Below are 26,235 nucleotides of genomic sequence, written 5' to 3' on the forward strand. Positions count from 1 at the left end.
TATGGCTCAAGAATATGCAGGATATCTGATGTTCAATACAAAGCTCGACTCAGGTGGCTTTAATAAGGGCGCTAAAAAGATAGGTGGCATGGGAAGCAAGCTTACAGATCAGCTTGCAAAATATGCAAAACGCGGAGCCATAGCTATGGGAACAGCTATTACAGCAGCTATGGTATCTGGTGTTAAGTATAACGCTCAAATGGAGCAGTACTACCAGTCTTTCAAAACAATGCTTGGTAGCACAAAGGAAGCTACAAAGCACATGCAAATGCTCAAGAAATTTGCCGCAGAGACGCCGTTTGAAATGACAGATCTAGCAAATGCATCTCAAACGCTGTTGGCATTTGGAGAGAATGTCAATCTGATAGAAGGTGACCTCAAAATGCTTGGAGACATATCCCTTGGTAACAAGGAGAAGTTCTCGGCATTGGCTCTGGTATTTGGTCAGGTTAAGTCACAGGGCCGTCTAATGGGGCAAGATTTACTACAGATGATTAATGCAGGCTTTAACCCGCTTACTATCATATCCAAGAAGACCGGAAAGAGTATGTCGCAGCTGAAGGATGAAATGGCAAAAGGTCAAATCACCTTTGATATGGTAGCGGATGCTATGAAGACAGCAACATCTGCAGGTGGTCAGTTTAATGATGCCATGAAAACACAGTCAAAAACTGTAATCGGTCTTTGGTCGACCCTAAAGGATAATGTCCACGCGAAACTTGGCGAAGCAATGGAGAGCGTAAGCAACATAATTAAGTCATCACTTCTTCCTAACGCTATCAAATTCGTGGATAAATTCAACGTAAAAAAGACTGTAGCTGGAGTAAGAACACTTATTGATGTTCTCAAGATAGTATCTCCTCTTATTGCAGGTTTATATGTAGCACCAAGAGTAACTTCTGGTGCTGGTGCACTAGCTGGTCTTTGGAGTAGAGGACTGCTGGAAGCAAAGAAATACAAAATTGAGATGGCAGCTATTGCACGTTTGAGCTTGAAAGGTACCAAGGCGGAAATATCCGGTGTTGGTGTAGTGGTTGGATTATTGACTCAGAAGCTTACACTTGCAGAAGCAAAGACTCTTGCTCTAGGTAGAGCGCAAGCTGTAATGGCCGGAATCAATCCTTATGTAGCTATAGTAGTTGGTGTACTAGCATTTGTAACAGCAGTGGAGCTGGCAAAGAAGACGATGCAGGCACACGCTTTGGAAGCGGACAAGGATTATAGTGCAGTTTTAAAACTTGCCAAGGCTAACGAGGAAGCAGAGAAGGCATATAACAGTCAGAGAAGAGCAGCTGCAAATGATATGGTTCAAAAAGGTGCAGAAATAGAAAATGCTATTAATCTCAAGAAAGAGCTTGACGGTATCGTGGATGCATCCGGACGTGTTAAAAAAGGCTATGAAGGCAGGGCAGCTGCCATTGTATCGATATTGCAATCCCAAGGTGCTGAAATCAGTATGCAGAATGGTGTAATTCAAAATTACGGAGAACTTAGCCGAGCTATAGATAATTACCTGGTTAAGAAAAGAGCTCAAATTGTGCTTGATGCATATGAGGAATCGTATAAGACTGCGCAGAGAAATATTCGCAAATCGACAGAGGCATACGCCAAAGCTAGCAGAGAGCTTGATAAGCACACCAAATCTCAAGCTGAAATTAATAAGATGTCTGCAAGACAGTTAAGTGAGTATGAAGAGGGACAGCGGAAGCGTATAAAAATAAAGGAGAAAGCAGCTTCTCAAGTAAACAAATACAACAAGGACATTACTAGGTACGAACAAGCGTTAGCCGAGTTTGAAAAAGGTAATTACTCCAAGATTAATGCAGTACTTGATGGTCATGTTCAAGCGATGGCTGATATCAACAAAAAGAACAAGAAACAACTTCGCAAGCAAAGGCAAGATACAGCTGAAGAGCTTAAGGCATTGAATAAGCTATATAAGAAGACTGGATCCGATAACGTAAAGGCTGCTGCAGAGGCCAAACAAAAAGAGTTAGCTGCTATAGATTCTAAGCTTGGAGAACAGACTGCGAGAGTCAAAGGTAATCGTGGAAAGATGAAAGCTGCAACTAAGGATATGATGGGCGGCGTACAAGAGGGAATCAAGGAATCAGATATATCTATTGATGATCAGCTTGATAAATTATCAGAGTCTCCTAAAAATTATGCTGGTGGAATTAAAGCTGCAATGAATAGTTTAGTATCTGCTGCAAACAACGCTGCAGGAGGAGCAAACCTTAAAGGCGCATTTGCTCCTAGATTATCTCAGCTATCTAGCTCACCACATGGGTGGAGAGGTACAATTTCATCTGCTATGTCATCCCTCATGAATGCAGCGCGTTCAAGTGCTGGTAGTGTTTCGTTTTATGGTGTCGGATACAACGCAGGGACAGGTATTAAATCCGGCATACTTGCAGCAAAAGCACAGGTTATTGCTGCAGGTATAGCGATAGCGAATGCAGTTGTCGATAATATGAAAAAAGCAATAGAGTCTCGTTCTCCATCAAGGAAAACGGCAAGACTTGTCGGAGCACCAATTACGCAAGGTGTGGGAGTTGGCATGATGCGCGAGTCAAAGGCTCTGTATAAGAAAGCTAGACAAGTAGCTAATAATACAGTGGCTGCTATGAAGGTTGATCCTGTCACCATAGGACTTGGTGTAAAAAAGCAAATTAGCATTCCTAATGCTGCGAAAGGAACAACGCTTCCAGTGCAAGCTAGGACCTCAATTATGATGCAGTCAAAAGAACGAGGATTACTCGATAAACTCATAGACAAGGTTGAACAGATTAATGCTAGACCAATAACGCAAGAGATTAACTTCCATGAAAGAGTTTACACACCTGCAGATGCTCGTGATAGATTGGCTGAATTAGCTCGTTTGGGATTGGAGGTGGATGCATAAATGATATTTTTGAAGTTTATCAGAGACGATGGCGCCATCATGAATATAGGAGATGGTGCAGAAGATTACGAACTGCTCAGTAAGACTGGTACAAGTAACGTAGAAGTTGAACACTACTACGATGCAAAAGGAAGTGGATATGGTGATTGGCATTCAGGAGAAAGAGTTAAGGGCAGGACTCTGAAATATAAAATTACAAGTCATACAGGGATAACGGCTTCACGAAGATTTATGGAGTTCTTTTTTAATGTGCTTCATAAATTCAGAGTGGAGTCGTATTTTAATGGCAGAGAGGTTTACCTAGATGCTGAATTACTGACTCCTAAGCATACAGAAGATTTATATTCTCATGAAGAGGTTGAGATTACTTTTTATGCAGCTGATCCATATTGGAAGTCACTCGACGACACTGTAAGGAACTTCTATACACAGTCGGCATTATGGCATTATCCGTATGTATTTATTGAACCAAATCAAAATCTCCCGGCTAATGCATATACTGTATTTGAGAGAATCAACGTAAATAAAACAGTTTACGTATATAACGACGGAGATGCACCGGCGCTGTTTACAATTACAATTCACGGTGCAGTTGATAATCCTGAAGTGAAAATCAATGATGCGCTAATAAAGTACAACGGAACAGTCGGTTCAGGAGAGTCTCTATACATAGATTCTGAAAACGGAATCTATCAGCTGGATGGCAAAAATGTTTTAAAAGATATGATTGTGCTTGGTGAACCTATGTTAAAGACAGGTGATAATACACTGGTCAGCAACAAGGAAATGTTTGGTACTGTCAATTACCACAAGCTGTATAACGGAGATATGTAATTATGAAAGTGTTTGCATTTGACGAAAATATGAACCGCATAGGAGAACTAAAGTATATACAACTTCTATGGGATAGGAACAATACAGAACCTGGAGGATTTACGCTCTATCAGCAGTCAAAGCATTATATTGAAGCTGCTTACATAATGGCCGAAGGTCGCAGAGAGGTTGGTATTGTATACAAGCCTTCGTATAAATCCGATCCAAATGGTCGATATGTCACAACAGAAGGTAAGTTTGCAGAGGATATGACCAATGATGCTACAACAGGTCACGGAATGACAATTGTTGCATCAAAGCGCATGAATGATCAGTTTATGTCGTACCTAAATGCCAAAGGCATTAAGGAAGCGAACGATAGTGAGTCCATGAAACAGAGAGATGAAGTAATAACACGCTGTCTTGACGTAGGAGTGGAGATGTATCGAATCTTGGCTCTTGACCAGGAATCATTTCAGATTAATTGGAATGGTGGTTGGGAAATTAAGTTTGTTAAACCTCGCGATACAGGTATTCGCTTTTCAAAAGGAATTGGTAATGCGAAAGAAATCGTCTACTCCCAAGATATGTCTGTATATAAGCATAAATGCACAGGGTATGTAGAAATCCCAGATGACGTTGTAAAAGAAGGCTATAGCGGAACTTCCTATGTAGGTGGCAAATACTATGAGTCAGATTCTTTTACAAGCACTCTTAAAGTTGAGGATAGGTTTAAACAAAAAGAGATGTCAATGGACTTCTCTATGCCTGAAGGACTTGATATTACAGCAGCTAACAAATCTAAAATTAAAGCGCAAATTGTTCAGATGTGTCAGCTTGAACTTCTAAATCATTATGTAATTAGAGATATTGAAGTTACACCACTACAGATAGCAGGTTGTCGATATCTAATAGATTACGATCTTGGAGATATTGTGTTGGTGGAAATTCCAGAAGTGGGAATTACATACGAAGCCCAGATTATAGAAGTCCATGAAGTTTGGGAAAAGAATACACAGACCTACACTATAACGCTGGGGCACAAGAAAATTAAACGTTAAAGAGAAGAAATGAAGAGGTGAAATATGAGAGCATTTCCTTATCAATCAATATATGATCAATCGGCAAATCCTCCATGGGACCGTTTGACAGGAGCAAGTGATCACAGAATTGAGGCATTCGCAAACTGGACAGATGGAGTATATCCAGGTGGATGGGAAACTACTCCGGGAGTGGGGATGTCGGTTGTAGTGAGTCCTGGTATGGGCAGAATTAGAGGGATTTTTTGTTATGATGATGACCCTCACACAGGAGGCTTATCCACCGAGAGTAGGACACTTGCGGTTCAGGCAGCAGATGAAAGTTTGGATAGGATAGATAGAGTTATTGTTAGGCATAATGATGCCCTTGATGTAAGAGCAACGGATTGGTATATCCTTAAAGGGACTCCATCTGCGAATCCATCAGCACCTGAGTTGACAAGAAACAGTAGCACATATGAGTTGTGTGTAGCTGAAATCTTTGTAGCTAGAGGTACAAATGCTATATCTACACAGCGCATTACAGACACGCGCTTAAATTACAATTTATGTGGTATCACTACAACAAGAGTAATGGATTTAGCAATTGATGAGATTAAGAATCTGCTAAGTTCAGCTATAGATGGAACCACCGCAGGAAAACTACGAAATAGCATGTCTAAAATGATAACAATTGAAACAGATGTCAAAATATACAGCTCTGCTGCTGTTGAAGATAATACGTATGCTAAATATCCTTTTAGAATTGATATACCTATTAATCGTTGTACAGAAGAACACATCCCAGATATTTATTTAGAATCAGGGAAAAGTGATCTAGTTTATGAAATTTGTGAGACGCGATCAGGGTTTGTAAGAGTGTATGTTTCAAAAAATAACTTTGGCAACATTACAATCCCAGTAATAAGGCTAACTAAAGAAGTTACCGTTTAATCAGAAGGAGGATACGTAATAATGGCAATAGGCAAAGTAAATGGTGGAGGCAATGGTTCACAGTTGAAAGTTGCAAACAAAAGCGTAACAATAGCGACCAACGGTGGTGTGGCAATGTCGTCGATATCTATGGCAGAGCTGGGAATCCCACAAGATAGTGAGGTACTGCTAGCACAAGTACATCCTTTACATAAAGCTGGCGCTGATGATATATGGACAGCGGTATTTTATGGATATTCCTGGGATAGCTCGAAGAAAACTGTTGAAATTGCAGTCAATGGAAGATTGACAGGACTGCAAAAGCAGGTCTTTGAGATTAATGTTTTGTACCAATAAAAATAGCTAATAAGACTGGGTTATAAGCCCGGTTTTTTTAATGGTCAAAGAAAGGAAGTTTGAAATGTCACCAGAAGCATTAGGAACAATCATATTAGGATTATCAACATTAGCAGGTTTGATTTATAGCCTTAGTAAGTTAGTAAGCGAACCGATAAATAAGCTGGATAAATCCGTATCAGCATTTACAGTTCAAGTTGAAATACTTAGTAAAAATATTTCGAAGATTGAAGATGATGTAAAGGCTCAAGAAGCACATGATCAGGAATCACATGCGCGTATGTGGACGAAACACAATGAACACGACAGTCGATTAAATGAACATGAAAAGAGAATCGGTTATCTGGAAAATAGGAAGGAGAAGTAAGAAATGAAGATAAACTGGAAAGTTAGATTCAGGAATGGGAAGTGGGTAGCCATGTTCGTTGGTGCAGTAGTAACAACAAGTTACATGATTTGTGAAACACTAGGAATTAAAGTTCCTATCCCACAAACAGATGTTACCAAGATTGTAGCAGCTATCTTAGGGCTTTTGAGTATGCTTGGAGTTATCACAGACCCGACAACTAAAGGCATAGGAGATAGTGACCTAGCTATGACCTATGGTAGAGATAACACAAAGCTACATGAAGACCTTATTGCTGAAGGATTAAAAAATGCGGAGGTACTTGAAGATGGGAATTCGGGAACGAATTGTTAATACCGCAATTAAATATAATGGGATGCCTTTTCAGGGTGGTTCTCATAAGACTCTGATTGACGAGTTTAATAAAAATAGACCTGATGGCTGGGCTATGACATACTCAGCCAATTTCTGCGCTGCTTGTGCTTCAGCAGTAGCATATCTTTGTGGGGTTGGAACATCTTATCCTTGCTCTGCTAATGTAGGTGTTATTGTTAGTAAAGCCAAGCAAATGGGTATCTGGGTAGAAAATGATGCTTACATCCCAAGCGCAGGGGACTGGATAATCTATGCTTGGCAAGACTCAGGTAGAGGAGATAATACCACTGGCGCTAGCCATGTAGGTATCGTTGTATCAGCAGACAGTAAGTATATCAATGTATTTGAGTTCAACATCCATAACAATCATAGTACAGGATATCGTAGGATTGCTGTCAATGGTAGATTCATCAGGGGCTTTGTTGTCCCTAACTTCCAGAGTTATGGATGGATTCAAGATAATCGTGGTTGGTGGTTTAAAAATAAAGATGGCTCTTACTACAAAGCTTGCTGGCAGAAACTAGATGGAGCTTGGTACTACTTTAATTCTGATGGGTATGCAGCTAATGGTTGGCAACAGATAGAAGGTAAGTGGTACTACTTTAACTCTAGTTGCAAAATGCAAACAGGCTGGGCTTATTTAAATAATCGCTGGTTCTGTTTAGATCCAAAAGATGGTTTTATGTATGTAAATGGAGTACACAAAATAGATGGTAAAAGCTATTACTTTGATGCAGATGGAGTAATGTGCACAGGTTGGGTTAAAGTTAAAGACGAGTGGCAGTATTTTAATTCGGATGGCTCGAGAGTCGACAAGGGGATTGTCAAAGGTGATGCCGTCTATATTATCAAAGATGGAGCACTCGTTACTGACGATAAGGTGACTGTTGAAGCAGATAAGGGCGGAGCAATTAGCGTTGTGTAGCTGATATTTACGTATTAATAGAGCAGGTGAGGAGATTACATATACGAGGGAGGGTTATGCCCTCTCTTATGATGAAAAAAATACCACACTTTGTACCACACTGACATGTGGTATTAGGTGGTAATATCGACAATAAGCGAAAAATCACATAATGAATAAAAACACCGCAACTCGTTGGAATTGCGGTGTTTTGCGTGGTGCGTGATCAGGGGTTCGAACCCTGGACACCCTGATTAAGAGTCAGGTGCTCTGCCAGCTGAGCTAATCACACATATTTAGTTGTTTGCTTAACAGCTTATATAGTCTAGCATTGATTTACAAGGCAGTCAAGAAAAAGTTTGAAAAAATTCGAATTAAATTAGAATTTTATTTAAGCGTTTAGTTGCGCATACATTCAGATAGGTCGTGTGATGTGCATAAGCAATTTCATGTGCTTATATCTTATCGTAAATACACAAATGTATTTATAAAATACGTTAAAAACATTTCAATTCATCACAATAACTAAACCTTAGCAAAATCAATCATGATACAATAAAAAAAGAAGCAGCGCGATTTAAAACAGGTGCAGGAAATACAATATTTCCACAATAAATAGGAACACGGGTGGGACTAATTCCTATCTATATGATATTGCGCGTGCCTCTTGACGGATAATGTTATCATAAAAAAGGCGGAAAAGATAGTATAAAATGACGATAATTTTGTATAAAATTATGCATTTATTGAGCGAATTCCACTAATTGCAAGCGAAATCTTGCTATTAACTTATCCTTGTTGTATAATTTTCAAAGTATCTTTATAGAAGATTGACAACCAGCACAAAAGCGATGCTCTCGCTCGAGTGTTTTTAGTGGATTTGGGAGGTAACAATGTTCTGTAGCAATTGTGGCAATGAAGTAACAGAAGGCGCTAAGTTTTGCAGTGTATGTGGTGCAAGATTGAGCCTTGATGCAGAACCATCAGTACACGAACATACAGCGTTTAGTTCGTCGAATAGAGAAGGAAATATGATGGACAAGAGAGAATCTTCTACGAAGTTCGACTTTAATTTCGGATCCGAGGATTTAGAGATTAAGGAGCCTAAGAAGAAAACAAGCTCGGTTTCTTTCGATTGGAGCTCTGTAATTGAGGAGAGCCATAAGAAACCTACTAAGAAAATCAGATCCCCTTGGGAGACAACTGGGATTGACGATGAGGAAGCTGAAGCCGTAACACAGTCGTTCAGTTCAGTTAATAATGATTGGGATAAGCACAAGACTGCTGAGCCTGCGCATAAGGTTGAGGAGCCGGATTCCCTCGAGGAAATTCTAAAGCGTGATTCCGCAGCTGCTCCGGCATCTGGCCACGGACGCACTATGAACTTCATAGAGGTCATGAAGCAGGAAAAAGAAGAGCGAGAGAAGGCTGCGAAGGAAGCTGAAGAAACAACCGTTTCGGCTGACTCTGATTTTAGTGATTCTATTCTACCTAATGAAGAAAGGGAGCACACTCAGGGATACACAGAACTCAAGGACGATATCGTTGCTGAACTGGAGAAGCAGGCAAGCGAGATGGATGAGAAGGAAGTTTCGCATAGACTAGATGCAGCTTCTGCGGATTTTGATGAGTATCTAAATGCTCGCCGCAAATCGCACGAGGAAGTGTTCCAGGCAGAGCCACCACATAACTTCGTTGATGATATGGTTCATGTGTCCGCAGCTGATACTAGGGACGAGTTTAAGCTTCCAGAAGATGAATTTGAGACAGAGCTTTCTGCATTTATCGGTAACCATGAGGACGCTGATAAAGAAGATGTTCATGCAGACAAATCAGACGATGATTTATTCAACTTTGATATTGATATTGAAGATACAGATGAAGATGAGGAGACTGTAAGCCAGTATCTCGACTACGTGAAGCCAAGCAGGGTTTCGCGTGCACAGGAGCGCGCTGAAGCCGAGGAATTTGATCTCGATGATGAGGATGACGATGATGAGCCAGAGACATTCTCGTACGATGAGCTTACAGATGATAACAAAGAGCCAGAGACGGACTACGAACTTGAACCTGAAACTGAATCTACAGAAGAAGCAGATGATTTCGCATTCGGTGATGATGACATAGATGTTCCTTATGAGGAGCCTGTCAACTACTCTGAGCTATATATGGATGAAGAGACAGAAAAGGCTGATAAGCCGGTGACATTAGAGACTGATGAGGTAGTTGATTCGCATGAGACTAGTGATGTAGCAGCTACAGAAGCAGTTCCAGCAGTTTCGGAAACTTCGACTGAACCAAAAGATCAAGAGGAGCCAGTAACTTCAGAAGTTGCTGCGGAGCCAGTTTCAGAACCAGCTTCAGAACCAACTGCAGAGATAGCTCCAAAGCCATCACTGGAAGAGCCAGTAAATGCAGCATCAGAAACCGTAGAGGTAGCTTCAGCACCTGCTGAAAAGGCTGAGGATGCTGAGCTAGCAGCTGCAAAGGCTATAGAAAGTGAAATTGCAAACCTACAGAAGCGTCTAGCAGAACTTCTCGGTAAAGACACTTCAGAAACAGTTGAGCTGCCAGCAAGAGAAGTTGTTTCGGCCGAAGAGCTAGTACAGGAGCCTGTGCAGGAGAAGGCTGAGGCGGAGACTGAAGCAAATGCTACAGAGACAGGGGCTCGCTCTGATTTAACTAGCTTAGAGGCAGAGTTGGCTGCTTTAGGATTCGATACAATTGATGATGAACCAGATGAAGAGGCTGATATGCTTTTCTCTGCAGAAGATGTGGCAGATGCTAACACTTCAGCTGTGGAAGAGAATAATGAGGATCTAAATCAAGAAGAGGTTATGTCGATTGATGATCTACAGAAGGATTTCTTTGGTACAGATGTTGATGATGCAGGGATGGAGGCAACTCGTAAGATAGACAAGTTCTATACTCTCTATCGTAAGAATGAAGAGTTCCAGCAGCTTCTTGATGAGGAGTATAAGAAACTGCAGGATGGCAGTGCCGACTATACGCTTATGGAGGATGTGCTAGCTGATTATCAGGATGAGGAAGAGGCTGAGGAAACTCCAGTTGAAGCCCATCATGAGACAGTCGAAGCTGCAGTTAAGGCTGAGTCAGCTAAGCTTGAAGCAGCAAAGAAGGATGCAGGATCAGAACTCAGTAATAGCGCTAATGTTACTGAACCTATTACTGCTGCGACAACTCTAGTTAGTTCGCCAGCTCAGGCTGCAGTTAATACGGCAAGTAAGGCAAGCAGTGTAGCACCGTCTGTAGTCGACGATGACGATGAAGAGTCGCGCAAAGGCGGAGTTCTAACGGTAATTGCGGTCATCGTAGCAATCTTGCTTGTTCTGTTATTGGTAGTGATACTGATACTTAACTTTGCTCCGGACAGCAGTGTTGCGCAGCGAATCAGCGAAGTGATTGGAAAGTTTACGAATTTCGCATCGCTGGGTGATAATTCTGAATTGCTACTATAAGGGTGATTTATACGTATATGCAGCGGCAGGCTTGATGGCTACCGCTGCATTATGTGGTTTTTGGAGAAATTATGGCTAAGGATAAGAAAAAAGGAAAAGTTACATACACATTTAATGGTGAAGGTAAGCGACGGAATGTCTTGGGAAAGCTGCTTGTTATAGCAATTTTTGTGATAGTTATAGTCGGTAGAAGCGTCGGCTTCCTCACAGACTGGATGTGGTTTAGAGAGCTTGGCTTTACCAGGGTTTTCTGGACTCAGCTTGCAACAGAGCTAAAGCTCGGAATTGTAATATTCTTGATTTCCGGTCTTTTGGTTCGAGTATATCTAAATAGCCTTAGAAAGGGATATTTTAGTAAGATAGAATCGCACGAAATTCCGGATATGCACAAGCTAAACGTGTTATCTTGGGTGATATCTGTAATTTTCGGAGTTGTGGCAGCGTTTGTATCGGCTACGAGCACGTGGCAATCATTTCTCATGTTTGCGAACTCCTCAAAGTTCGGACTAAAGGATCCGATTTTTGGACTAGATATTTCGTTCTATGTATTTAAGCTTGATTTCTTATCTAAACTTAATTCAATCGCAATATTCGTGATTATCGGAGTAGTTATCGTAACATTGATTTACTATGCCGTTTTGCTTTCGGTAAGGAAACCGGACATTTTCGACAAGAAGGATGTCTTTGAAGATCTTGAGGCAGATGATGCAGCGAAAGAAGCACAGGCAGGAGATGAAACCTCGGCAGATGATGAAGTTAGGAAAGGACGTCCTGATAACAGTATTCCGTTCGGCAAGAGAGACCCTGTAGATGATGTTACGAGAATCATAAAAGGATTTAGTGACAAAGCAAAGGAACAAGCTAAGAAGCGCAGAGAAAATAAACGCGAAATCAATAGATCAAATGTGGACCATCTATTTAGCCTAGCATCTGGGAAGGCTATGATTTTGGGCGTTGTTTTCTACGTTATGCTAGGCATTCACTTCGTGCTAAAGCAGTTCACACTCTTACATGCACATACTGGAACGGTGTATGGTGCTGGATTTACAGATATTGCTATTACGCAAAAAGTGTACCTGCTGGTTATGATTTTAGCTGTAGTCGGAGCGATTACCCTGGTAAGACACGTTCATAAGAAGGAATATCTTAAGCTCGCTAGAGTTCCTATGCTCATAATAGGAGTGCTTTTCCTCGGAACGATTCTTAAGGTTGGTGTTCAGAGCCTGATAGTTGCTCCAGATGAAATCAACAAAGAAAGCAAATACATCAAGAACAATATCCAATATACGAATCATGCATACGGCCTAGACAAGGTTAAGGTCGATTCTTTTGCAGCACAGAACAATCTGACGGCTGCAGATATAGCTAGTAACAAACCGACTATCAGCAATATCAGAATCAACGACTATGAGCCTGTAAAGGATTATTACAATCAAACACAGAGTATTCGTCAGTACTACGATTTCAAGGATGTAGATGTAGATAGATATAATATAAATGGCGCTGAGACCCAGGTGTATCTATCGGCGCGTGAGATTAACGAAGCCAAGATCAGTGATACATGGATTAACAAGCATTTGAAATACACTCATGGTTATGGAGTTGCGCTATCCAAGGTTAATTCCGTAACCGCAAGCGGACAACCGGATGTGCTCGTCAAGAATATTCCACCTGAGTCAAATATTCCTGAAATAAAGATAAAGAGACCTGAGATTTATTTCGGTGAGCTCACGAACAACTATATAATCGTCAATGGGGATGAGCAGGAATTCGATTACCCTGATGGGAACAACAACAAGTATACAAAGTATAAGGGGAAAGCCGGAATAAAGCTCGGAATTGTGAGTAGACTGCTATTCTCGATAAGAGAGGGAAGCATGCAGATGCTCGTGTCGAGAAATATCAACTCAGATTCGAGGATAATCATCAATAGAAATATTCTTGAGAGGGTAAATAAAATTTTGCCATACCTCGAGTATGAGAAGGACCCTTATATGACCATCGTGGATGGAAAGCTGTACTGGGTTATCGATGCGTATACGACTAGCAGCAACTATCCGTATTCTGAGCCTTATTCGGGTCAGATTGGGACGACGAACTATATCAGAAACTCAATCAAGGTGGTTGTGGATGCTTATAATGGGGATGTAAATTACTACGTTGTAGATGATAAGGATCCGATTGCGAAGACGTATGCGAAGATATATCCGACGCTGTTCAAGGGTAAGGATAAGATTCCGGCGGGATTAAAGAAGCATTTCAAGTATCCATCGACGCTCCTCAATATTCAGGCGGGTGCTTACACCAAGTATCATATGAATGAAGTCAAGGTCTTCTATCAGAAGGAAGATCTCTGGGACATTGCAAATCAAATATACGGTACAAAAGAGAGACCGATGAGTTCGAGCTTCTTCATATTCAATCTGCCGGGAGAGAAGCGTGAAGAGTTTATAAATATGATTCCGTTCACTCCTAAGTCGAAGCAGAACATGACAGCCATAATGATGGCGAGAAATGATGGGGACGAATACGGTAAGCTCGTGGTGTATAAGTTCCCTAAGAACAAGACGGTGTACGGGCCAATGCAGGTTGAAGCGCAGATAGATCAGAACTCTGAGATTGCCAAGGAGTTCTCACTATGGAATTCATCAGGGACTACGTATAAACGTGGAGACATGTTTATAATTCCTGTAAATAATTCTATAATGTACGTAGAGCCGGTATATCTCGAGGCTTCGAACCAAGCGATTCCTGAGGTTAAGAGGGTAATAGTCGCTTATGGGGACAAGATAGCATATGCATCTACACTGGATGAGGCGCTTGAAAACTTATTTGGGGATGGCGCAGGGAATTCAGGTAGTGTCAGCAGCAATTCGTCAGGCGGCTCTGGTGGAGCTAGTGGCTCCAGCAACCAGAAAGAGCTGATTGGCAAGGCTAAGGAAGCGTATGATAATGCTGTTAAAGCCCAGAAGAATGGGGACTGGAAGGCTTATGGTGAGTACCTAGACGAGTTGTCTGGATATCTCGATCAGCTTGCTGGATAGGAAATTGAGCTTAAATTACTTTTTACTTTGCGAGATAAGGAGATGTTATGATAAATTTCGATTTGGAAAAGATGCTCTTTACAATTCCTGCTGAAGAACATGGAATTGAAACTGTAGCAAATGTGCTTCGTGCACATCCAGAGGTTAAGTTCGTGTCATTTGCGGGCGTGGACCTTGGTGGACATTTTACGGATGAGAAAATTCCTATCAAGACATTCATCGATGATATGGAGAAGCTGCTTGAAAACGGTGTTCAGACCGACGGATCCAGCGTGGCACTGCCAGAGATTGCAAACCTTGCGAATGCTAGAGTTGATATACTTCCGGATAGGGATGTGAATTGGTACGTCGAGTATAATTTCAGCAACATGGATTTTGCGACCGGCTTGCCAGTCGGCACACTGAGGATTCCATCATTCCTAAGGCACAACAATGATAGGATGGTTGGATCGAGAATTTTCTGCAAGGATTCTATACGCAAGTTCAAGACAAGACTCATGGAGATGCTGAAACAGTACCCATATGTAGTCGAGTACCTAGACGGCATTAATTCGATAGACGATATTGAAGAGATTAACCTAACTAGTGCAACTGAGCTCGAGTTCTGGGTAAAAACCCCAGATGACAAAGCGGACAGAGATCAGCTTTCCACCTCGCAGGAGCTTAAGGAGCAGTACTGGAAGAGGACTATAGGACCTGTAAATACAGCCCTTGAGCAGACGCTCGAGATACTTGACCGCTATGGCTTCGGTGTCGAGATGGGACACAAGGAGGTTGGCGGAGTAAGAGCTAAGATGGGCAACTCTGGAAGCTATGACCATATCATGGAGCAGCTTGAGATTGACTGGAAATATTCATCGCCAGTGCAGGCTGGTGATAATGAAGGTCAGATTAAGCACATAGTGAGGGATGTATTTAGAGCTAACAACCTGGAGGTAACATTCCTTGCAAAACCTATGCCAGGCGTTGCAGGTAGCGGAGAGCATACTCATCTCGGTGTATCTGCAAGGCTTAAGTCGGGAAATGTCGTAAACCTATTTGAGTCAAAGGATAGAATGAACGAATACATGAGTCCTGTTGGATTCGGAGCGCTCATGGGAATTTTAAATAACTACGAGCTTTTAAACCCTTTCGTGGCACAGACGCATGATGCATTTAGAAGGCTAAAGCCAGGATACGAGGCTCCGGTCTGCATCGTAACATCTCTCGGGAAGGACTGCGTAACACCTTCTAGAAATAGAACGGTTCTGATCGGATTAGTCAGAGACCAGAACAACCCTATGGCCACAAGGTTTGAGCTCAGGTCGCCTAACCCTCATAGCAACACTTATCTGGTTGTGGGAGCGTCGTTCATGCTTATGCTAGATGGAATTGAGGCGGTTCTCTCTAATGGCAAGACACCAGCAGAACTCGCAGTATCAATCTCTAAGAAAGCTGGAGAAAAGGACTTCTATCTCGCTAAGGATAGGGAATATAGAAGCGAACTTAACGTTTTCGAATGCTTCACGAAGAGAGAGAGAGAAAAGCTTTTCGGAAAAGCACCTGCTACGGTATGGGAGAATTTGAAGGCGTTTGACACACACGAAGATGAACTCGCTAAGCTTACAGGCGGAGATGAGACGGCTAAGGATGTGATTATGTCATACCGTGCACAGATGTCTATGAAGTGGGTTATGGAGTTCCGCGATAGGATTTTGCCTAATTCAATGGATTTTGTTAGAAACTGTAAGAAGAGACATAATGAGCTCGAAGCAACTGATTATGATATAATGAACTGGAGAAGGGTCAACAGCCTGCGCATTGCGCTCGGCAAGGACTCCATCGATAGCAAATCGATTTTGACGCTTGCGAGAGAAGCGATTGATTCTGCGGATTTTGATGCGGCGTCTAGATATGAGCTGCTTATTCAGGAGAAGATTGAGGAGCTTAGAGGTGCGTACAGCACTTATATTAAGAACTTATTTTAATAGATTTAGGAAGATACGATAATATGGGGGTTAAGAAATGCTTGACGTCAAAAGAGTGAGAGAAAACTTCGAGAGCGTTAAAGCCGATGTGGAAAGACGTGGCAAAGGTGACTTTGGCATCGACAACGTGCTAAAGTTCGATACTAAGAGAAGGGAGCTTCTTGCGGAAGTTGAACAGCTTAAAAACAAGCAGAATACAGTATCGCGTGAAGTGCCAAAGCTCAAGAAGGAAGGTAAGGATACTTCAGTTCTATTTGCAGAGATGAAGGAGTTAAGTGCAGAGATTAAATCCTTAGATGCAGAGGTTAGCGAAGTGGAAGAGGAACTCAGAAAGGCGCTACTCTATGTCCCTAATACACCTCACCCAGACGTTCCAAGCGGAGAGGATGATAGCGAAAATCTCGAGCTTCGTAAGTTCGGAGAGCCGACTGAGTTCGCATTTGAGCCAAAGGCGCACTGGGATATCGGAGAAGCTCTAGACATACTGGATTTTGAGCGCGCTGCCAAGATTTCTGGCTCTCGTTTCACAGTGTACAAGGGCATAGGTGCAAGACTCGAGAGAGCTGTGATAAACTTCATGCTCGACCTCCACACGGAAGAACAGGGCTATACTGAAATCTTACCACCTTTCATGGCTAACCGCGATGCTATGACCGGGACGGGTCAGTTACCTAAGTTCGAAGACGATATGTTCTATGTGCCTGCGAAGGATTTTTTCTTGATTCCAACAGCAGAAGTTCCGGTTACCAATCTCCGTTCCAATGAGATTATCGAGCCAGAGGAAATGCCTGTTTATTACACGGCATATACGCCATGCTTCCGCAAAGAAGCGGGGTCGGCTGGACGCGATACTAGAGGGTTAATCAGACAACACCAGTTCAATAAGGTTGAGATGGTCAAACTTGCGTATCCTGAGAATTCCTATGAGGAACTAGAGAAGCTCACACACGATGCGGAGGAAGTACTACAGAAGCTAGGTATTCCTTACAGAGTAGTTAGACTGTGCTCTGGGGATCTCGGATTCTCGGCAGCGATGACTTACGATATCGAAGTGTGGATGCCAAGCTACGGCCGATATGTTGAGATTTCAAGCTGCTCAAACTTTGAAGATTATCAGGCTAGAAGAGCTAATATAAGATTCAGAAGAGAGAAGAAGGCAAAGCCTGAATTCGTACACACGCTGAACGGATCTGGTCTAGCGGTAGGCAGAACTGTAGCTGCTATCCTTGAAAATTTCCAGCAGGAAGATGGTACCGTGGTAGTACCAGAAGCGCTGAGACCTTACGTTGGAAGAGACGTGATCAAGTAGGAAATGCTAAATTAGCCAATCGAGATTTAGATTGGAAAACGAGCGGAGCTCATTATTTATGATGCGGCAAAAGCACAAGGAACTAGATGGCCAGGTAAGGTCGCAATCAGTTCGTTGTGCTTTTTTACTATAGGAAGGTGGCTGCTCCTCAGTTGCCACTTGAGACGGAGGATACCTAAAAATGAAAGACAGAGTCAGCTTGACCGACTTCCTTATGTATCATAAGGAGACTCACCCGATTTCGTTTCATATGCCCGGCCACAAAGGGAAAAGCACGCTGTATGGGATATACGGCTTCGGAGATTTCATCAAGAACGTAGTGGGAAACGATATAACGGAAATTCCTGGAGCTGATGCGCTGCAGCAACCACGAGAACGAATTAAGGATATTATGGAAGGCTACGCCGGGCTCTATGGGGCAAAGCATACAGAGCTCCTTGTAAATGGTAGCAGTGCCGGACTCATGGCCTCGATATTAGGTAGTGTTCCAAGAGGAGGTAAGCTCCTTATGGGAAGAAACTCCCATAGATCTGTATATGGAGCACTCAGACTTGGCGGGATAGATCCTATATACATAATGCCTGAGATAGACGATGAAACTGGGCTTCAGCTCGGATTAGACCCGGACAAAATTGAGGCAGCCCTAATTGAAGATCCTGATATCAAAGCCGTGCTGGTGACCAGCCCGAACTACTACGGTGTATTATCAGATATCGAGCGAATTGCCAGTATCGTTCACCTGCACGGCAGGATTCTTATTGTCGATCAGGCGCACGGTGCGCACCTTAAATTCTTTGACTACCTGCGCAGTGAAGATGGGCTCCCGCACCGTGCGGCAGAGAATTGCGGAGCCGACATTGTGGTGGACAGCACGCACAAGACGCTGCTGTCATTTACGGGCTCCGCAATTCTCAACATCTGCACCGAGAGGCCAGATGTTTCTCGGATTAGCGAGCTCCTCCGCATGCTGCAGACTACGAGTCCGAGCTATCTGCTGATGGGCAGCCTCGATATCAATCAGCAGATACTCAGAATGGACGGCTACAATCTCATCAAGAACTGGGATGCAGATATCAAATACTTCTATCAGGAGGCTGCCCAGATCGCCGGCCTCGGGCTCATCAATCGCATCGACCTTGATGAAACCAAGGTCAGCATCACAATGTCAGCCCTCGGCCTCAGCGGCCCCAAGCTGGCGGAGGAGCTCGAGAAGAGAAACATCTGGGTGGAACTCACGCATGGCGACTATGTGATGCTGATGACAGGACTCGGAAACGAGAGGGGCGACTACGAAGACATCCTGGCCGCCCTGCGTGACCTCTCGGCGCACTATGGCGGCAGAATCCAAGGTGTGGAATCGGAAAGCTCTGCCTCTAAAACCGAGCCTGCCGCTCAGAATGCGGCGCAGAAGCAAGCTAAAAATGAAATACAGGCGGTGGCAAAAAATGAAACGCAGGTGGCGAACAAGAATGCATCACAGCCGGTAGACAAGATTGCAGAATTGAGAACTCCATCATCAGATTCAGCACTTATAGAGCGGCTAGAGCAGCGCAAAATCCCCGACACCTATGAAGAGGTTCCTTTATATAGTGCCGAGGGAAGAGTTCTCTACGAGTCCATCATCCCTTATCCTCCTGGAACGCCTATCGCCTGCCCTGGTGAAGTGCTAAGCAAATCGGTTATCTTGTACGTCCGAGACCAACTAGTAGCACAACATGTGGTTCTAGGGGTAGATGAAGAGGGACGAGTTAAAGTTGAAAGCGATTGTGTACTTTTCAAGGAAATTTGAGGTGACTTATAGGGAATTTTGATGTATAATTTTTCTCATGCAATGGATATTATTTGTACGAATCTAAGAAAGGAAGGGTTCTTAAGGATGAGCCAAGGTAAACATTTACCAAGCATTTTGGTTAAGCATCACAAGAATACTGCAGGTCGTGAGACCGAAGTGATGCCGATTCCAGATGTGGTTGAAATCTGCATGTCGCAGAGTATTGGTGCTCCTTGTCAGCCTCTCGTAGCAAAGGGCGACTATGTCAAAGTCGGTCAGAAGATCGGTGACACAGAAGCTTTCGTTAGTGCTCCTATTCATTCCAGCGTATCTGGAACAGTTACTGATATCACATCGGTACGTTCTTCGATGGGCGGAATGGAGACACATATAGTTATTGAGACTGATAAGAAGCAGGAAATCAGTGAAGAGGTTCAGATTCCTCACATTGAGAGTCATGCTGATTTCGTCAAGGCAGTAAGAGCTAGTGGTATGGTTGGATTAGGAGGTGCTTCATTCCCAACGAGCATCAAGATGGATCCAAAGAATCTAGACGAATGTACTACCCTGGTTATCAACGGTGCTGAGTGTGAGCCATTCATCACAGGCGATAACAGAGTTATGGTAGAGGATGGACAGGATGTTCTCGACGGTATGCTTCTAACTATGAAGTATTTGAACCTAGAGAAAGGTATCATCGGAGTCGAGGAGAATAAGCCTGACGCTATCGAAAATTTAAACAGACTGATTCAGCAGAACGGCATCGATAACATCGAGGTGTTCAAGCTACAGTCGAGATACCCTAAGGGAGCTGAGCGTGTGCTCGTATATGAGACCACCGGTAAGGTTATGAATGCTGGTGTTCTTCCTGCACAGCTTGGTGTAATTCTATGTAATGTTTCAACAATCGGAATTCTGGGACAGTACTTCAGAACAGGTATGCCTCTCGTTCAGAGAAGAATCACCGTTGATGGAGATGCTGTTGCTGAGCCTAAGAACGTATTCGTTCCAATCGGAACACGCATCGCTGATGTAGTTGCATTTTGCGGTGGATACAAGCAGGAGCCTAAGAAGATCGTAATGGGTGGACCTATGATGGGTCGTGCAACTCATTCAGATGAGACTCCAACTGTTAAGAATACTGGTTCGCTCCTATGCTTCGGCAAGGAGACAGCTACTGTAAAGACCGAGACTGGATGTATCAACTGTGGTCGTTGTCATCACGGATGTCCATTCAAGCTCGTTCCTATGCTCTACGCAGATTTCTACGAAAGACATGACGCAGAGTCACTTGATAAGTTCAAGGTTATGCAGTGTATGGAGTGCGGAAGTTGCTCTTACGTATGTCCTGCAAGACGACCTTTGAGCTTTACCAATAAGCTCGCGAAAGGCTTGGTAAAGGAGGCAGCGAAGAAGAATGGATAATAAGAAATTTCATAACAATCTGATAGTATCCACATCTCCACACATTGTTACAGATGAAGATACTACCAAATTAATGGGAACTGTTCTGCTTGCAATGCTTCCAGCACTAGTTGCCAGCACATATATTTTCGGAGCTAGAGTTCTGCTGCTTGCAGCTGTATGTATCGTTGCCAGCGTAGGCTTCGAATGGATATACAACATGCTCGCTAAGAAGCCGCAGACAATCAGCGATCTCAGTGCAGCAGTAACAGGTCTACTAATCGCATTTAACGTTCCATCCAGCTTCCCGCTATGGATGGCAGTAATAGGATGTTTCGTAGCTATCGTTGTTATTAAACAGCTCTACGGTGGAATCGGAAGAAACTTCGTTAACCCGGCAATCACTGCCAGAATCTTCCTTTTCATCTCGTTTGCAGCACAGATGACAACATGGCCACTTCCAAGAATGGCAGCTAAGACTGATGCTGTAACAGGGCCTACACCTCTAGCACTCGTTGCTGGTGGAGCTAGCAAGTCTGATCTTCCATCCAATATGGACATGTTCCTAGGATTCACTGGCGGATCCCTCGGTGAAGTAAGTGCTCTTGCGCTTCTCGTTGGAGGACTTTTCCTAATCTGGAGAAAGGTAATTTCCCCAGCAATTCCATGTGCGTTCCTCGGAACTGTATTTGTTATCGCTCTTGCATACTACAAGGGTGACTTCAATATGGCTATTTTCCACCTCTGTGCCGGTGGTGTAATGCTTGGTGCATTCTTCATGGCTACAGACTATGTAACATCGCCTAAGCTAACCAAGGGTCAGATTATGTTCGGTATCGGATGCGGAATTATCACTATGGCTATCCGTCTATGGGGTAACTATCCAGAAGGTGTTTCGTTCTCAATCCTACTTATGAACATCTGTACACCACTTATCAACAGATGGTCGTATAAGAGCTATGTAAAGGGAGGTGCGAAATAATGAAGAAAAAAGAAAGCACATTTTCAAGTTTCATTTCGCCGATCCTCGTGCTCGTACTGATTTGTTTCGTAGTTACATTTGCACTTGCTATGGCGTACGGTGTTACGAAGCCAATCATCGATAAGAACAACCTCAAGGAGTCGAACAAGGCTAAGTCCGAACTGATTCCAGAGGCAAAAGGCGAATTCAAGAATTACGACGGAAAGCTCGTAGTAGTTCAGAAGAATAAGATTTACGTTACAGAGGCATCCAAGGCTGTAAATGGCTCAGGTGTAGTAGTGACTGTAAACTCAAACAGTTATGGTGGTACCCTAACTGCTATGATAGGTATCGACAACAAGGGTAAGATCACTAACGTTAAGATTATGAGTGCTCAAGATACTCCTGGCATCGGTACAAAGGCTCAGGACCCAAAGCACCTTGGACAGTACAAGGGACTATCGGATCTTGGAAGCGAGACTATCAAGGATTCAAAGTCGAAGGTTAAGTATATCACTGGAGCTTCGATTTCCTCACAGGCTATTCACGAATCTGTTTTTGCTGGTCTAAAGCAGTATAAGGCTATGGGAGGGGCTAAATAAATGAGCAATAAGAGTAAATTATCAATCATCACAAACGGTATCATCAAAGAGAACCCAGTATTGGTTCTTCTAATCGGTACTTGCCCTACACTAGCTACATCTTCATCCGCTTCGAACGGTCTTGGTATGGGACTCTCAACTACAGCGGTACTGATTGCAGCTAACGTAGTAATATCACTACTTCGTAAGGTTATTCCTGACAAAGTAAGAATCCCGTGCTACATCGTAGTAATAGCTGGATTCGTAACAGTAGTTCAGTTCTTGCTAGAGGCATACGTGCCAGCACTTTATAAGTCGCTAGGTCTATTCATTCCTCTAATCGTAGTAAACTGTATCATCCTCGGAAGAGCTGAGGCGTTTGCTAACAAGAACACTGTATTTGATTCTGCTCTAGACGGAATCGGAATGGGTCTCGGATTTACGCTCACACTTACAGTAATGGGTACAATCAGAGAGCTACTCGGAGCAGGAACATGGTTTGGTATGACAGTATTCGGTTCATGGTTCACGCCAATCGGATTTTTCAACCTCGCACCTGGTGGTTTCTTCGTATTCGGAGTTCTCATCGCAGTACTAAATGTACTCACTAATGGCAAGGCTCTCAAGAAGAAATCGTTTAGCTGTGGCACATGCCCAATGTACAATTCATGCAACCTAGCAGAAGCTAAGGAAGTTGCAGCAGAGGAGAAAGGAGCTGAGGCATAATGTTAAATTTAGTTATCATCTTTATGTCGATCGTTCTTGTAAATAACTTCCTGCTATCGCAGTTCCTCGGAATCTGTTCATTCCTCGGAGTTTCTAACAAGATGGAATCGGCGGTTGGTATGAGTGGTGCGGTAATATTCGTAATGGTAATTGCGGAGATTACAACATGGCCAATCCAACAGGTACTTAATAAGCTAGATATCGCATATCTACAGACTGTAGTGTTTATCCTCGTAATCGCGGCTCTAGTACAGTTCGTTGAGATGTTCATGAAGAAGTTTATGCCAGCGCTTCAGAAGTCGCTTGGTATCTACCTTCCGTTGATCACAACAAACTGCGCTATCCTCGGTGCGACAATTAACGCTATCAACTATAACTACACATACATTCAGGCTATCGTTTACACAGCTGGAGCTGGAGTGGGTTTCGGCCTTGCGATGGTACTGTTTGCAGGTGTTCGTGAAGAGAAGCTCTGGAATGAAGAGGGCGTACCTGCTGCATTTAAGGGAGTTCCAATGGTACTCGTAAGTGCAACAATCCTCTCGCTTTCATTCATGGGATTCTCAGGATTATTCCAGTAAGGAGGGGTATAGATGAACGCAATTATAACAGCAGTAGTACTTGTAGTTTGCGCAGGATTCATAGCTTCTCTCTTGCTAGTAATCGCTTCACACGCTTTCTACGTTCCAGTAGATGAGAGAGTATCCGAGGTAAGAGAGATTCTACCTGGCGCTAACTGCGGTGGATGTGGATTCGCTGGATGTGATGACTACGCAAACGCAGTAGTTAACGATGAGTCAACAAGCTGTAGCGCTTGTACAGTAGGTGGAGCTTCTTGTGCTGAGCAGATCGCTAACATACTCGGTCGTGCTGCAGGCGGCGCTGATAAGCAGATCGCACAGGTAATGTGCAACGGAACATGCGATGCTTCCAAGAAGATTCTTGAGTGGCAGGGTATGCAGTCATGTGCAGGTGCTAAGACCTTCTTTAACGGCAACTCAGCTTGTTCCCAGGGATGTATCGGTCTTGGAGACTGCGTAGGTGTCTGCGAATTCGATTCTATAGGCATCATCGATGGCGTTGCTAAGGTTAATAGAGACACATGTGTTGCATGTGGTAAGTGCGTGGTTACATGCCCACAGACTATCATCAAGATGGTTCCTTACAAGAAGGAAGTGCATGTGCTATGTATGAACACTGAGAAGGGCGGAGTTACTCGCAAGCAGTGTTCGAACGGATGTATCGGCTGTGCAAAGTGTGAGAAGACATGTAAGTTCGATGCAATTCACGTTAATAACAACGTCGCAGCTGTAGATTACGAGAAGTGTAAGAACTGCGGAATGTGTATGGGCGTTTGTCCTACAGGATCGATCAACAGCTATAACGAGAGACACGCAAAGATGGCGATTAACGCCAAGAAGAAGGCTGAGGCTGAGAAGGCTGCTAAAGCAGCTGAAGCGAAGGCTAAGGCAGCAGCTCAGGCGTAAAGGTTCGTACAATCGAATATAGCGATTAGACACGGCTGGCGGTATGCTGGTCGTGTTTTTTGTTCAAAAAGTTAAATAATGTTGGGAAATATGAAGGACGCTCTACTTTATTTACGAGTTGCTTTTATATTAAGACATGATTTTGTTCATAACATGGAATTTAGAACGGATTCAGTTGTAATGCGATACAAAATTAAGGTTTTAAATTGTCAAACAAAACAATAAAATAAAAAATAATTTATGTGTTGACACAAATAAATCTCTTTGCTAATATAATTTTATGATGTACTTATATAAGTACATAGTGCTAGGAATCATAACGACTAGCAATTAGGAATTATTTAGTTAAAGGAGAGAACAGATGCTTCCGATTGTGCAAGAGATAAATGCTTATTTATCAGACTATGTGTTGGTATTCATGTTGCTTGGTGTTGGACTATGGTATACGTTTAAGACTAGATTTGTCCAGGTAAGATATTTCAAAGAGGGGTTTAAGAGAACCTTCGGCGGAATATCCCTCAGAGGTCATAAGCATGACAACGGCATGAGCTCATTTCAGGCTCTTGCGACTGCTATTGCAGCTCAGGTTGGAACTGGTAACATCGTAGGTGCTTCAGGTGCTATCTTAACCGGTGGACCGGGAGCTATATTCTGGATGTGGGTTATCGCATTCTTCGGAATGGCCACAATATATGCGGAGGCTACGCTCGCTATCGAGACTAGGCAGAAGGCGCCATCTGGCGAATTCCTCGGAGGTCCTGTTTACTATATCAGGACTGCATTCAAAGGCGGTTTCGGAAGATTCCTCGCAGGATTCTTTGCAGTAGCTATTACACTTGCGCTCGGATTCTTCGGCTGCATGGTACAGTCAAACTCCATCGGAGCTACATTTAGCACAGCCTTTGGCGTACCTGGCTGGACAGTTGGTGTTGTTCTGGTTATACTTTGCGGATTTATCTTCCTAGGTGGTACTAAGAGACTGGCTTCCGTTACGGAGAAAATCGTACCAATCATGGCAGCTATATTCATATTAGGTGGACTGATTCTGTTGATAATGCGCATAAAGTACATCCCAGCTACATTTGGCATGATCTTCAAGTATGCGTTCGAGCCACAGGCTATCATCGGAGGAGGCTTCGGTATGGCTCTTAAGACTGCTGTCTCGCAGGGAGCTAAGAGAGGACTTTTCTCGAATGAAGCTGGTATGGGTTCGACTCCACACGCTCACGCTCAGGCTCACGTTAAGAACCCTCACGATCAGGGTACTGTAGCTATGATCGGTGTATTCGTCGATACATTCGTCATCCTAACGCTCAACGCGCTAGTGGTTATTTCGACCATGTACACAGAAGACGGCGCTATCGCTGGCGGAGTTATTCCTAAGGGTATAGATAAAACGAACCTCGCTCAGACTGCTTTTGCATCAGCTTTCGGTGATAAGATAGGACCGATGTTCGTAGCTATCTGCCTATTCTTCTTCGCCTTCTCGACTATCCTAGGCTGGAACATGTTCGGCAAGATTAACATGATCTACATGTTTGGAGAGAAGTCGGTAAAGGTGTATACGGCAATTGCACTTGTATTCATATTCCTCGGCACTTGTGCTTCGAATGACCTCGTATGGGAGCTCTCAGATATGTTTAACCAGCTGATGGTAATCCCTAACGTTATTGCACTCTTCGCTCTCACAGGTATGGTTCTACATATAGAGCACACCAGAGATGAAGAAAAGCATAAGGTCATAGAGAAGAAGAAAAAGAAGTAATATACATTTAAATTGACAACATATCATTAAAGTACTTTCTTTTATGAACAGCGGATGCGCGGCAGCGCATCCGTTGTTTTTATGCACGG

20 protein-coding genes and 1 tRNA gene are annotated in these 26,235 nt (G+C 43.2%); 20 read left to right on the plus strand and 1 reads right to left on the minus strand.

Translation table 11 applies throughout. From position 1 onward, the window contains the following. The first annotated feature begins 1 nt into the window (after position 1). The 8 genes from C5Q96_RS08075 (at position 2) to C5Q96_RS08110 (ending at position 7,673) form a co-directional block, all read left to right on the plus strand. Positions 2 to 2,905, plus strand: coding sequence for a tape measure protein (locus C5Q96_RS08075; protein WP_106057869.1), 2,904 nt, complete (start codon positions 2 to 4; stop codon positions 2,903 to 2,905). Continuing rightward, on the plus strand, positions 2,906 to 3,739 hold the full coding sequence (locus tag C5Q96_RS08080) for a phage distal tail protein (RefSeq protein ID WP_106057870.1): 834 nt from the start codon (positions 2,906 to 2,908) through the stop codon (positions 3,737 to 3,739). It begins immediately after the preceding gene. Positions 3,740 to 3,741: 2 nt separating this feature from the next. Further along, entirely contained in the window at positions 3,742 to 4,779 is a 1,038-nt protein-coding gene (locus tag C5Q96_RS08085; RefSeq protein ID WP_106057871.1) for a Gp37-like protein, read from the plus strand. Positions 4,780 to 4,803: 24 nt separating this feature from the next. Continuing rightward, a complete protein-coding gene (locus C5Q96_RS08090) occupies positions 4,804 to 5,691 on the plus strand; it encodes a hypothetical protein (protein WP_106057872.1) in 888 nt (295 codons plus the stop codon). 21 nt (positions 5,692 to 5,712) lie between these two features. Then, complete coding sequence (locus C5Q96_RS08095) at positions 5,713 to 6,027, plus strand: hypothetical protein (protein WP_106057873.1); 315 nt, start codon at positions 5,713 to 5,715, stop codon at positions 6,025 to 6,027. A gap of 64 nt (positions 6,028 to 6,091) precedes the next feature. Further along, on the plus strand, positions 6,092 to 6,394 hold the full coding sequence (locus tag C5Q96_RS08100) for a hypothetical protein (RefSeq protein WP_106057874.1): 303 nt from the start codon (positions 6,092 to 6,094) through the stop codon (positions 6,392 to 6,394). Between the two features lie 3 nt (positions 6,395 to 6,397). After that, a complete protein-coding gene (locus C5Q96_RS08105; RefSeq protein WP_106057875.1) occupies positions 6,398 to 6,727 on the plus strand; it encodes a phage holin in 330 nt (109 codons plus the stop codon). After that, positions 6,702 to 7,673, plus strand: a complete 972-nt coding sequence (locus C5Q96_RS08110) for a hypothetical protein (RefSeq protein WP_158696734.1) — start codon at positions 6,702 to 6,704, stop codon at positions 7,671 to 7,673. The genes C5Q96_RS08105 and C5Q96_RS08110 overlap by 26 nt, the downstream gene beginning before the upstream one ends. A 195-nt stretch (positions 7,674 to 7,868) precedes the next feature. Here the strand turns inward: C5Q96_RS08110 and C5Q96_RS08115 are convergent. Then, positions 7,869 to 7,944: transfer RNA gene (locus tag C5Q96_RS08115), tRNA-Lys, on the minus strand. A 601-nt stretch (positions 7,945 to 8,545) separates the two neighbouring features. On the opposite strand from C5Q96_RS08115, the gene C5Q96_RS08120 reads away from it, so the two are divergent. From C5Q96_RS08120 to C5Q96_RS08175, 12 genes are all read left to right on the plus strand, one after another. Continuing rightward, entirely contained in the window at positions 8,546 to 11,131 is a 2,586-nt protein-coding gene (locus C5Q96_RS08120) for a zinc ribbon domain-containing protein (protein WP_106057877.1), read from the plus strand. A gap of 71 nt (positions 11,132 to 11,202) precedes the next feature. Further along, positions 11,203 to 14,175 carry a UPF0182 family membrane protein gene (locus tag C5Q96_RS08125; protein WP_106057878.1) on the plus strand — a complete coding sequence of 991 codons (2,973 nt, stop codon included), beginning with the start codon at positions 11,203 to 11,205 and terminating at the stop codon, positions 14,173 to 14,175. 47 nt (positions 14,176 to 14,222) lie between these two features. Beyond that, a complete protein-coding gene (locus C5Q96_RS08130) occupies positions 14,223 to 16,142 on the plus strand; it encodes a type I glutamate--ammonia ligase (protein WP_106057879.1) in 1,920 nt (639 codons plus the stop codon). Between the two features lie 37 nt (positions 16,143 to 16,179). Next, positions 16,180 to 17,451, plus strand: coding sequence for a serine--tRNA ligase (gene serS / locus C5Q96_RS08135; protein WP_106057880.1), 1,272 nt, complete (start codon positions 16,180 to 16,182; stop codon positions 17,449 to 17,451). Positions 17,452 to 17,632: 181 nt separating this feature from the next. Next, complete coding sequence (locus C5Q96_RS08140) at positions 17,633 to 19,240, plus strand: aminotransferase class I/II-fold pyridoxal phosphate-dependent enzyme (protein ID WP_106057881.1); 1,608 nt, start codon at positions 17,633 to 17,635, stop codon at positions 19,238 to 19,240. Positions 19,241 to 19,327: 87 nt separating this feature from the next. Further along, positions 19,328 to 20,647, plus strand: coding sequence for an electron transport complex subunit RsxC (rsxC, locus tag C5Q96_RS08145; RefSeq protein ID WP_106057882.1), 1,320 nt, complete (start codon positions 19,328 to 19,330; stop codon positions 20,645 to 20,647). Continuing rightward, positions 20,640 to 21,608 (plus strand): RnfABCDGE type electron transport complex subunit D, encoded by a 969-nt coding sequence (locus C5Q96_RS08150; protein WP_106057883.1) that lies wholly within the window; start codon positions 20,640 to 20,642, stop codon positions 21,606 to 21,608. The genes rsxC and C5Q96_RS08150 overlap by 8 nt, the downstream gene beginning before the upstream one ends. Next, entirely contained in the window at positions 21,608 to 22,189 is a 582-nt protein-coding gene (locus tag C5Q96_RS08155) for an FMN-binding protein (protein ID WP_106057884.1), read from the plus strand. Before C5Q96_RS08150 ends, C5Q96_RS08155 begins: the two co-directional genes overlap by 1 nt. Continuing rightward, positions 22,190 to 22,894 carry an electron transport complex subunit RsxE gene (rsxE, locus tag C5Q96_RS08160; RefSeq protein ID WP_106057885.1) on the plus strand — a complete coding sequence of 235 codons (705 nt, stop codon included), beginning with the start codon at positions 22,190 to 22,192 and terminating at the stop codon, positions 22,892 to 22,894. After that, the gene (locus C5Q96_RS08165) at positions 22,894 to 23,475 is read left to right on the plus strand and encodes an electron transport complex protein RnfA (protein WP_106057886.1); all 582 of its coding nucleotides are present in this window, start codon (positions 22,894 to 22,896) and stop codon (positions 23,473 to 23,475) included. The genes rsxE and C5Q96_RS08165 overlap by 1 nt, the downstream gene beginning before the upstream one ends. A gap of 12 nt (positions 23,476 to 23,487) precedes the next feature. Beyond that, positions 23,488 to 24,381, plus strand: a complete 894-nt coding sequence (locus C5Q96_RS08170) for an RnfABCDGE type electron transport complex subunit B (protein ID WP_106057887.1) — start codon at positions 23,488 to 23,490, stop codon at positions 24,379 to 24,381. A gap of 361 nt (positions 24,382 to 24,742) precedes the next feature. Continuing rightward, positions 24,743 to 26,146: an alanine/glycine:cation symporter family protein gene (locus C5Q96_RS08175; RefSeq protein ID WP_106057888.1), complete on the plus strand. Its 1,404-nt coding sequence runs from the start codon at positions 24,743 to 24,745 to the stop codon at positions 26,144 to 26,146. Positions 26,147 to 26,235 lie beyond the last annotated feature (89 nt).

This window comes from Mogibacterium diversum, from assembly GCF_002998925.1.
GTDB lineage: Bacteria > Bacillota > Clostridia > Peptostreptococcales > Anaerovoracaceae > Mogibacterium > Mogibacterium diversum.

What these genes read in the sequence shown, in the direction of transcription:
- C5Q96_RS08075 (WP_106057869.1), top strand. Translation starts at nt 2, where the DNA reads ATGGCTCAAGAATATGCAGGATATCTGATGTTCAATACAAAGCTCGAC.
- C5Q96_RS08080 (WP_106057870.1), top strand. Translation starts at nt 2,906, where the DNA reads ATGATATTTTTGAAGTTTATCAGAGACGATGGCGCCATCATGAATATA.
- C5Q96_RS08085 (WP_106057871.1), top strand. Translation starts at nt 3,742, where the DNA reads ATGAAAGTGTTTGCATTTGACGAAAATATGAACCGCATAGGAGAACTA.
- C5Q96_RS08090 (WP_106057872.1), top strand. Translation starts at nt 4,804, where the DNA reads ATGAGAGCATTTCCTTATCAATCAATATATGATCAATCGGCAAATCCT.
- C5Q96_RS08095 (WP_106057873.1), top strand. Translation starts at nt 5,713, where the DNA reads ATGGCAATAGGCAAAGTAAATGGTGGAGGCAATGGTTCACAGTTGAAA.
- C5Q96_RS08100 (WP_106057874.1), top strand. Translation starts at nt 6,092, where the DNA reads ATGTCACCAGAAGCATTAGGAACAATCATATTAGGATTATCAACATTA.
- C5Q96_RS08105 (WP_106057875.1), top strand. Translation starts at nt 6,398, where the DNA reads ATGAAGATAAACTGGAAAGTTAGATTCAGGAATGGGAAGTGGGTAGCC.
- C5Q96_RS08110 (WP_158696734.1), top strand. Translation starts at nt 6,702, where the DNA reads ATGGGAATTCGGGAACGAATTGTTAATACCGCAATTAAATATAATGGG.
- C5Q96_RS08120 (WP_106057877.1), top strand. Translation starts at nt 8,546, where the DNA reads ATGTTCTGTAGCAATTGTGGCAATGAAGTAACAGAAGGCGCTAAGTTT.
- C5Q96_RS08125 (WP_106057878.1), top strand. Translation starts at nt 11,203, where the DNA reads ATGGCTAAGGATAAGAAAAAAGGAAAAGTTACATACACATTTAATGGT.
- C5Q96_RS08130 (WP_106057879.1), top strand. Translation starts at nt 14,223, where the DNA reads ATGATAAATTTCGATTTGGAAAAGATGCTCTTTACAATTCCTGCTGAA.
- serS (WP_106057880.1), top strand. Translation starts at nt 16,180, where the DNA reads ATGCTTGACGTCAAAAGAGTGAGAGAAAACTTCGAGAGCGTTAAAGCC.
- C5Q96_RS08140 (WP_106057881.1), top strand. Translation starts at nt 17,633, where the DNA reads ATGAAAGACAGAGTCAGCTTGACCGACTTCCTTATGTATCATAAGGAG.
- rsxC (WP_106057882.1), top strand. Translation starts at nt 19,328, where the DNA reads ATGAGCCAAGGTAAACATTTACCAAGCATTTTGGTTAAGCATCACAAG.
- C5Q96_RS08150 (WP_106057883.1), top strand. Translation starts at nt 20,640, where the DNA reads ATGGATAATAAGAAATTTCATAACAATCTGATAGTATCCACATCTCCA.
- C5Q96_RS08155 (WP_106057884.1), top strand. Translation starts at nt 21,608, where the DNA reads ATGAAGAAAAAAGAAAGCACATTTTCAAGTTTCATTTCGCCGATCCTC.
- rsxE (WP_106057885.1), top strand. Translation starts at nt 22,190, where the DNA reads ATGAGCAATAAGAGTAAATTATCAATCATCACAAACGGTATCATCAAA.
- C5Q96_RS08165 (WP_106057886.1), top strand. Translation starts at nt 22,894, where the DNA reads ATGTTAAATTTAGTTATCATCTTTATGTCGATCGTTCTTGTAAATAAC.
- C5Q96_RS08170 (WP_106057887.1), top strand. Translation starts at nt 23,488, where the DNA reads ATGAACGCAATTATAACAGCAGTAGTACTTGTAGTTTGCGCAGGATTC.
- C5Q96_RS08175 (WP_106057888.1), top strand. Translation starts at nt 24,743, where the DNA reads ATGCTTCCGATTGTGCAAGAGATAAATGCTTATTTATCAGACTATGTG.